Below are 6,113 nucleotides of genomic sequence, written 5' to 3' on the forward strand. Positions count from 1 at the left end.
ACGCGTCCTCCCAACCTCAGTTAAATCTCCATTTTGATATGTTAAAAAAAACTTGACAAACCTTGAAAATTATGATATCTTACACTAGTGTTAACTGCCGAAGACAGCAGGTGCCGTATGGCATAAGTTGCAAACGCCTGCCGAGGAAACATACCATATTAAATGTGTAAGTTTACGCCTCTTTGTCTTCATGGATAAAGAGGTTTTTTATTGTCGGCGGTAAGAGGTTCGGCTAGGACCTTTCACCGTTTACCCAGGCGGTTACCAAATAATATAGGAGGTAAACCATTCATGGCAAAAGTTGAATTAAAACAGCCGGTTGTAGCTGAAATTTCTGAATTATTCAACGGTGCTAAGACAGCAGTAGTCGTTGATTACCGTGGTCTGACTGTAGAGCAGGATACACAGCTCCGTAAACAGTTAAGGGAAGCTGGCGTTACTTATAAAGTTTATAAGAACACCATGATTCGCTTTGCTGCAAAGGGAACTGCATTCGAAGCTTTAGAGCCGCATCTGGAAGGACCTACAGCTTTAGCTGTATCTAAAGATGATGCAACAGTTCCGGCAAGAATTTTAGCTGAATTCGCAAAGAAAGCAGACAAGTTAGAGATCAAGGGCGGTATCGTTGAGGATACTTACTATGATGCTAAAGGAATGCAGGTTATCGCAACGATTCCTTCCAGAGAAGTTCTTCTCGGAAGATTGCTTGGAAGCATGCAGTCCCCAATCACAAACTTTGCTCGCGTTATCAAACAGATCGCAGAGTCCAAAGAGGCATAATTTCCATCCGGGAAATCAAATCGGAACAGTTTATATGGCTGCCTGAAGCGGCAGAGACGGCACAGGAATGCTGTGCATAAATATTAAATAGTAAAATTACAGGAGGAACATTAAAATGGCAAAATTAACAACAGCTGAATTTATCGAAGCTATTAAAGAATTATCCGTATTAGAATTAAACGACTTAGTAAAAGCATGTGAAGAAGAGTTTGGTGTATCCGCAGCAGCAGGCGTTGTAGTTGCAGCAGCAGGCGGCGCAGCAGAAGCAGCAGAAGAGAAGACAGAATTTGACGTAGAGTTAACAGAAGTTGGCGCTAACAAAGTTAAAGTTATCAAAGTTGTTCGTGAAGCTACAGGCCTTGGCTTAAAAGAAGCTAAAGAAGTAGTTGACGGAGCTCCGAAGGTAGTTAAAGCTGCTGTTTCCAAAGATGAAGCAGAAGAGTTAAAGACAAAATTAGAAGCAGAAGGCGCAAAAGTTACATTAAAATAATTTTGCAATCCGTCTTAAAATGCATTACAATAAAAGAGTCTGCGGCGTATTTCTCCATACGCTGCGGGCTCTTTTGGCGTTTAAATATGGAGGGAGCGGCGGATATGGACGAGAATGATAAAATTGTGGAACAACTGAGAGAAAAATTGAAAGATTGTGAATATGTCCTTGTAGGAATTGGAAGTGAGTGGGGAAAAGCAAAAGATTCCGAAGCAAAAGCGGCATATCATGCGTTATATGAATTAACAGACGGGAAAGACTATTTCATCGTGACGACAGTAACGGATGCCCGGATTTTCGACAGTCCTCTGAGGGCGGACAGGATTACGGCCCCGTGCGGAAATGTGAACTGGTTTCAGTGCAGTGAGGCATGCACAAAGGATATCTGGGAGAGGGGAGAGGTGCCGGAAGGACGCTGTCCGCATTGCGGCGCACCGCTGGCTGCCAATACGATAGAGGCAAAAAATTATATCGAGGAAGGTTATTTGCCCGGATGGAACAGGTATAAGGAGTGGCTGTCCCATACACTGAACCACCGCCTTCTTGTCCTGGAACTGGGGGAGGGATTTAAAACACCGACGGTGATAAGATGGCCTTTTGAAAAGACGGTATACTTTAACCGGAAAGCGGACATGTACCGTGTAAACAGGAAATTTGCCCAGGTATCGGAAGAAATACGCGGCCGCGCCGTGCCGGTTGCTGTCGATTCGTTGGAATTTATCAGGAAATGTGCCGATAAATGATTGTGAATGCTGCGTTACTGTGATAAAATTTGTTAAGAAGGTCTTGTGCGCATGCAGAAGGCCGTATCAGGTAACGGTTCAGACAAAGTAATGGACAGGAGTAGATAACATATGGGAGCAATCAGTAATGACTGGCTGGCACCGCTGGGGGCAGAGTTTAAAAAGCCATATTATAAAAAATTATATGAGACGGTAAAACAGGAATATCAGACACGGGCTGTATATCCTGATGCCAACGATATTTTCAATGCCTTTGACTTTACGCCTCTTTCAAAGGTCAAGGTAGTGATTCTGGGACAGGATCCGTATCATGGACCGGGACAGGCCCATGGGCTGTGCTTTTCGGTGAAGCCGGATGTGGAGATACCGCCTTCACTCGTGAATATTTATCAGGAACTGCATGATGATCTGGGATGTTTTATTCCGAATAACGGATATCTTAAAAAATGGGCTGAGCAGGGAGTGATGCTGCTCAACACGGTGCTGACGGTGCGCGCCCACCAGGCCAATTCCCACAGGGGCATCGGCTGGGAGGAGTTCACCGACGCGGCAATCAGAATTCTGGCCGGGCAGGATCGCCCGATGGTATTTATACTCTGGGGAAGACCGGCTCAGATGAAGAAACCGATGCTTACCAATCCGAAGCACCTGATACTGGAGGCGCCGCATCCCAGCCCCCTGTCTGCTTACAGAGGATTTTTCGGCAGCAGGCCTTTTAGTAAGACGAATGAATATCTGGAAGCGAATGGTCTGGAACCTGTCGACTGGCAGATTGAAAATATTTAGCGGAAAGATTTAGCGGAAAGGAACGGGCATGAGTTTTGTAGAGATTTTAAAGGTGATTGTGCTGGGGATTGTGGAAGGCTTTACAGAATGGCTTCCCATCAGCAGCACCGGCCACATGATCCTGGTAGATGAAATTATTCATCTTGAGGTCAGCGAGGCGTACCGGGAAGTATTCATGGTGGTCATTCAATTAGGCGCGATTCTGGCGGTGCTGATTCTGTATTTTCATAAACTGAATCCATTTTCATCACGAAAATCAGATGCGCAGAAGAGGGGAACACTCCGGCTGTGGGGAAAGATTCTTGTTGCATGCATCCCTGCGGCTGTAATCGGACTGCCTTTGGATAATTTTATGAATAAGCTGATGAACGGATATGTGGTGTCGGCCATGCTGATTATTTACGGTGTGTTTTTTATTCTGTTGGAAAACCGGAACCGGAATTCCAAATTTCCGATTGAGCGGGTGACGCAGATTTCCTTCCAGACCGCGGCTGTAATCGGCTGTTTTCAGGTTCTTGCACTGATACCGGGAACCTCCCGGTCCGGAGCCACGATTCTGGGAGCCATGCTGATAGGCTGTTCCAGGGGCGCTGCTGCGGAATTCTCATTTTTCCTGGGAATACCCGTTATGTTTGGAGCAAGTCTTCTTAAAATTATCAAATTTTTTATTGAAGGCGGAGCATTCAAAGGGTATGAGGTGTTTTACCTGCTTTTGGGCATGGCGGTTGCTTTTGCCGTGTCGGTATATTCTATTAAATTCCTGATGGGCTACATCCGGAAACACGATTTCAAGTTCTTTGGTTATTACAGAATTGTGCTGGGAATCATTGTGTTATCTTATTTTGGGATTTCCGCACTGGTGGCATAATTTACGATTTCACGGATATAAAACAGGCTTTTGACCCGTTTCGGCGGCCTGTTTTATATCCGTGCTTTTTCTTTTGCATGTTTATAATTCTGCCGTTGGGAGCTGCTGCATATATTGATTATTAGTAACGGATCTGCAATGATGTGTCCTGAGAAGCGCGTTATTGTTTACAGCATGCCGCTTTTTTGCAAGGTGTGAACAGTAACCATGTTTGGCCTGGGAACAATCTGCGGGGGACAGCGGCGCGGATACAGAGGAAGGGGAAGCATGTGAAAAGAAAAATGTTTCTTTTGATGGTGATAACAGTGATGGATGTATTTCTGGCGTGTTTCTGTTTATCGGCAGTCAGGGACCACAGCGCGGCGGCCGGAACATGGACCGGCCTGGCGGTGTCTGCCGAACCGGATGAGCCTGATTCTGCCGGTCAGGGAGAATCGGCCCGGAAAGAGAAGCGAAAGACGGATATAGATGGTAAAAAGTCAGGAAAAGAAGAAAAATCCGGTGATGGAGAAAAACTGCTGGCGCTGACGTTTGACGACGGGCCGCATGCGGTCTATACGAAACGGCTGCTGGAGGGACTCAGGGAGAGGGGAGTGAAAGCCTCCTTTTTTCTGGTAGGGGAGAATATCCCGGGAAATGAGGAGCTGGTAAAACAGATGTCGGAAGACGGGCATCTGATTGGAACCCATTGCTACAGCCATGTGGACCTGACAAAGGGAACCACGGAAGATGCCTGTAATGCCATCCGCAAGACGAATGAGCTGATAAGAAACATTACGGGCCAGACGCCTGAGTATATCAGGCCTCCCTATGGAATATGGAATGACGACCTGGAAGAATGCCTGAGAATGACCCCGGTTTTCTGGGATATTGATACACTGGACTGGAAAAGCCAGAACCCACAGAAGGTTGTGAAGCATATATACAAGAATGTGGGAAAGCATGATGTGATACTGCTGCACGATGTGTTTGGAACTTCTGTGGACGCGGCGCTGGCGGCCATTGACACTTTGACAAAGCAGGGCTATACTTTTGTTACAGTAGATGAATTGCTGATAGATTAGAGACAGAGGGATGTTATGGATTTATTTGACTATATGAGAAGCAATACGATGGAGAAGGAGGCTCCGCTGGCCTCCAGGCTCCGGCCAGCCACGCTGGACGAGGTGGTGGGGCAGAAGCATATTATCGGAAAGGACAAGCTGCTTTACCGGGCTATCAAGGCGGATAAGCTGGGCTCTATTATATTTTACGGCCCACCGGGGACAGGCAAGACGACGCTGGCCAAAGTAATAGCAGGTACGACAAGCGCCAGATTCAAGCAGCTGAATGCAACGGTTGCGGGAAAGAAGGATATGGAGGAGGTTGTGCAGGAGGCAAAAGATGCCCTGGGGATGTACGGCCAGAAGACTATTCTTTTTGTAGATGAGATTCACCGGTTCAATAAGAGCCAGCAGGACTATCTGCTGCCCTTTGTGGAGGATGGGACTCTGCTTCTGATTGGAGCGACGACGGAGAATCCTTATTTTGAGGTCAACGGCGCTCTTATTTCGCGTTCCCGGATTTTTGAACTGAAACCGCTTGCAAAGGAAGATGTCGCAGAATTGCTGAGACGCGCCGTCTATGATAAGGAGAAGGGGATGGGCAGCTACAAGGCCGATATCTCTGAGGAGGCGGTTGACTTTCTTGCAGATATGGCAGGCGGTGATGCCAGGGCGGCCCTGAATGCGGTGGAGCTTGGAATCCTGACAACGGAGCGGTCCGAGGACGGTCTGATTCATATTACGCTGGATGTGGCCCAGGAGTGTATCCAGAAACGGGCGGTGCGGTATGATAAGGGCGGTGATAACCATTATGATACGATTTCCGCATTTATTAAAAGCATGAGAGGCTCTGATCCGGATGCAGCCGTTTATTATCTTGCCAGGATGCTTTATGCAGGTGAGGATATTAAATTTATTGCCAGAAGAATCATGATCTGCGCTTCGGAGGATGTGGGGAATGCGGATCCCCAGGCGCTTTCAGTAGCTGTAAATGCCGCTTTGGCGGTTGAGCGTCTCGGCATGCCGGAGGCCAGGATCGTACTTTCCCAGGCTGTGACTTATGTTGCGAGCGCTCCCAAGAGCAATGCCGCCTGTATGGCAATTGACGAAGCGGAGTCGGCAGTCCGGAGCAAGGCGGTGGCCCAGGTTCCGGTTCATCTCCAGGACAGGCATTACAAAGGAGCGGAGAAGCTGGGACGCGGTCTGGATTACAAGTACGCCCATGATTATCCGAACCACTATGTAAAACAGCAGTATCTTCCCGACGGATTGGAGGGTTCCTCTTTTTACAGACCGTCGGATAACGGCTATGAGAAGAAAATCGGTGAGTGGCTCCGGTTTTTAAAGGGAGAGATGTAATCAGGCAGGCGCGGAGCAATCCGGTATCAAAGGGGTCAAAAGAC

Annotated in this window: 7 protein-coding genes and 1 other annotated feature; all 7 genes read left to right on the forward strand. The window is 47.5% G+C overall.

The genetic code is table 11. From position 1 onward, the window contains the following. The first annotated feature begins 79 nt into the window (after positions 1-79). Positions 80-218, forward strand: a sequence feature (ribosomal protein L10 leader region). Between the two features lie 73 nt (positions 219-291). Continuing rightward, positions 292-780, forward strand: a complete 489-nt coding sequence (rplJ, locus tag CLOSYM_RS16055) for a 50S ribosomal protein L10 (RefSeq protein ID WP_003502687.1) — start codon at positions 292-294, stop codon at positions 778-780. 115 nt (positions 781-895) lie between these two features. Then, positions 896-1,270 carry a 50S ribosomal protein L7/L12 gene (rplL, locus tag CLOSYM_RS16060; RefSeq protein ID WP_003502689.1) on the forward strand — a complete coding sequence of 125 codons (375 nt, stop codon included), beginning with the start codon at positions 896-898 and terminating at the stop codon, positions 1,268-1,270. Positions 1,271-1,374: 104 nt separating this feature from the next. Further along, positions 1,375-2,013, forward strand: coding sequence for an SIR2 family NAD-dependent protein deacylase (locus CLOSYM_RS16065; RefSeq protein WP_044902614.1), 639 nt, complete (start codon positions 1,375-1,377; stop codon positions 2,011-2,013). A 111-nt stretch (positions 2,014-2,124) separates the two neighbouring features. Continuing rightward, positions 2,125-2,799 (forward strand): uracil-DNA glycosylase, encoded by a 675-nt coding sequence (locus CLOSYM_RS16070; RefSeq protein ID WP_003502705.1) that lies wholly within the window; start codon positions 2,125-2,127, stop codon positions 2,797-2,799. Between the two features lie 28 nt (positions 2,800-2,827). Continuing rightward, complete coding sequence (locus CLOSYM_RS16075; RefSeq protein WP_003502707.1) at positions 2,828-3,667, forward strand: undecaprenyl-diphosphate phosphatase; 840 nt, start codon at positions 2,828-2,830, stop codon at positions 3,665-3,667. A 269-nt stretch (positions 3,668-3,936) separates the two neighbouring features. Continuing rightward, positions 3,937-4,731 (forward strand): polysaccharide deacetylase family protein, encoded by a 795-nt coding sequence (locus CLOSYM_RS16080; RefSeq protein ID WP_044902609.1) that lies wholly within the window; start codon positions 3,937-3,939, stop codon positions 4,729-4,731. Positions 4,732-4,746: 15 nt separating this feature from the next. Next, the gene (locus CLOSYM_RS16085) at positions 4,747-6,069 is read left to right on the forward strand and encodes a replication-associated recombination protein A (RefSeq protein ID WP_003502711.1); all 1,323 of its coding nucleotides are present in this window, start codon (positions 4,747-4,749) and stop codon (positions 6,067-6,069) included. Positions 6,070-6,113 lie beyond the last annotated feature (44 nt).

The sequence above is a fragment of the [Clostridium] symbiosum ATCC 14940 genome, assembly GCF_000466485.1.
Taxonomy (GTDB): Bacteria; Bacillota; Clostridia; order Lachnospirales; family Lachnospiraceae; genus Otoolea; species Otoolea symbiosa.

Bases quoted from the DNA above. Each gene is read 5' to 3' on its own strand.
- rplJ (WP_003502687.1), top strand. From the start codon at position 292: ATGGCAAAAGTTGAATTAAAACAGCCGGTTGTAGCTGAAATTTCTGAA.
- rplL (WP_003502689.1), top strand. From the start codon at position 896: ATGGCAAAATTAACAACAGCTGAATTTATCGAAGCTATTAAAGAATTA.
- CLOSYM_RS16065 (WP_044902614.1), top strand. From the start codon at position 1,375: ATGGACGAGAATGATAAAATTGTGGAACAACTGAGAGAAAAATTGAAA.
- CLOSYM_RS16070 (WP_003502705.1), top strand. From the start codon at position 2,125: ATGGGAGCAATCAGTAATGACTGGCTGGCACCGCTGGGGGCAGAGTTT.
- CLOSYM_RS16075 (WP_003502707.1), top strand. From the start codon at position 2,828: ATGAGTTTTGTAGAGATTTTAAAGGTGATTGTGCTGGGGATTGTGGAA.
- CLOSYM_RS16085 (WP_003502711.1), top strand. From the start codon at position 4,747: ATGGATTTATTTGACTATATGAGAAGCAATACGATGGAGAAGGAGGCT.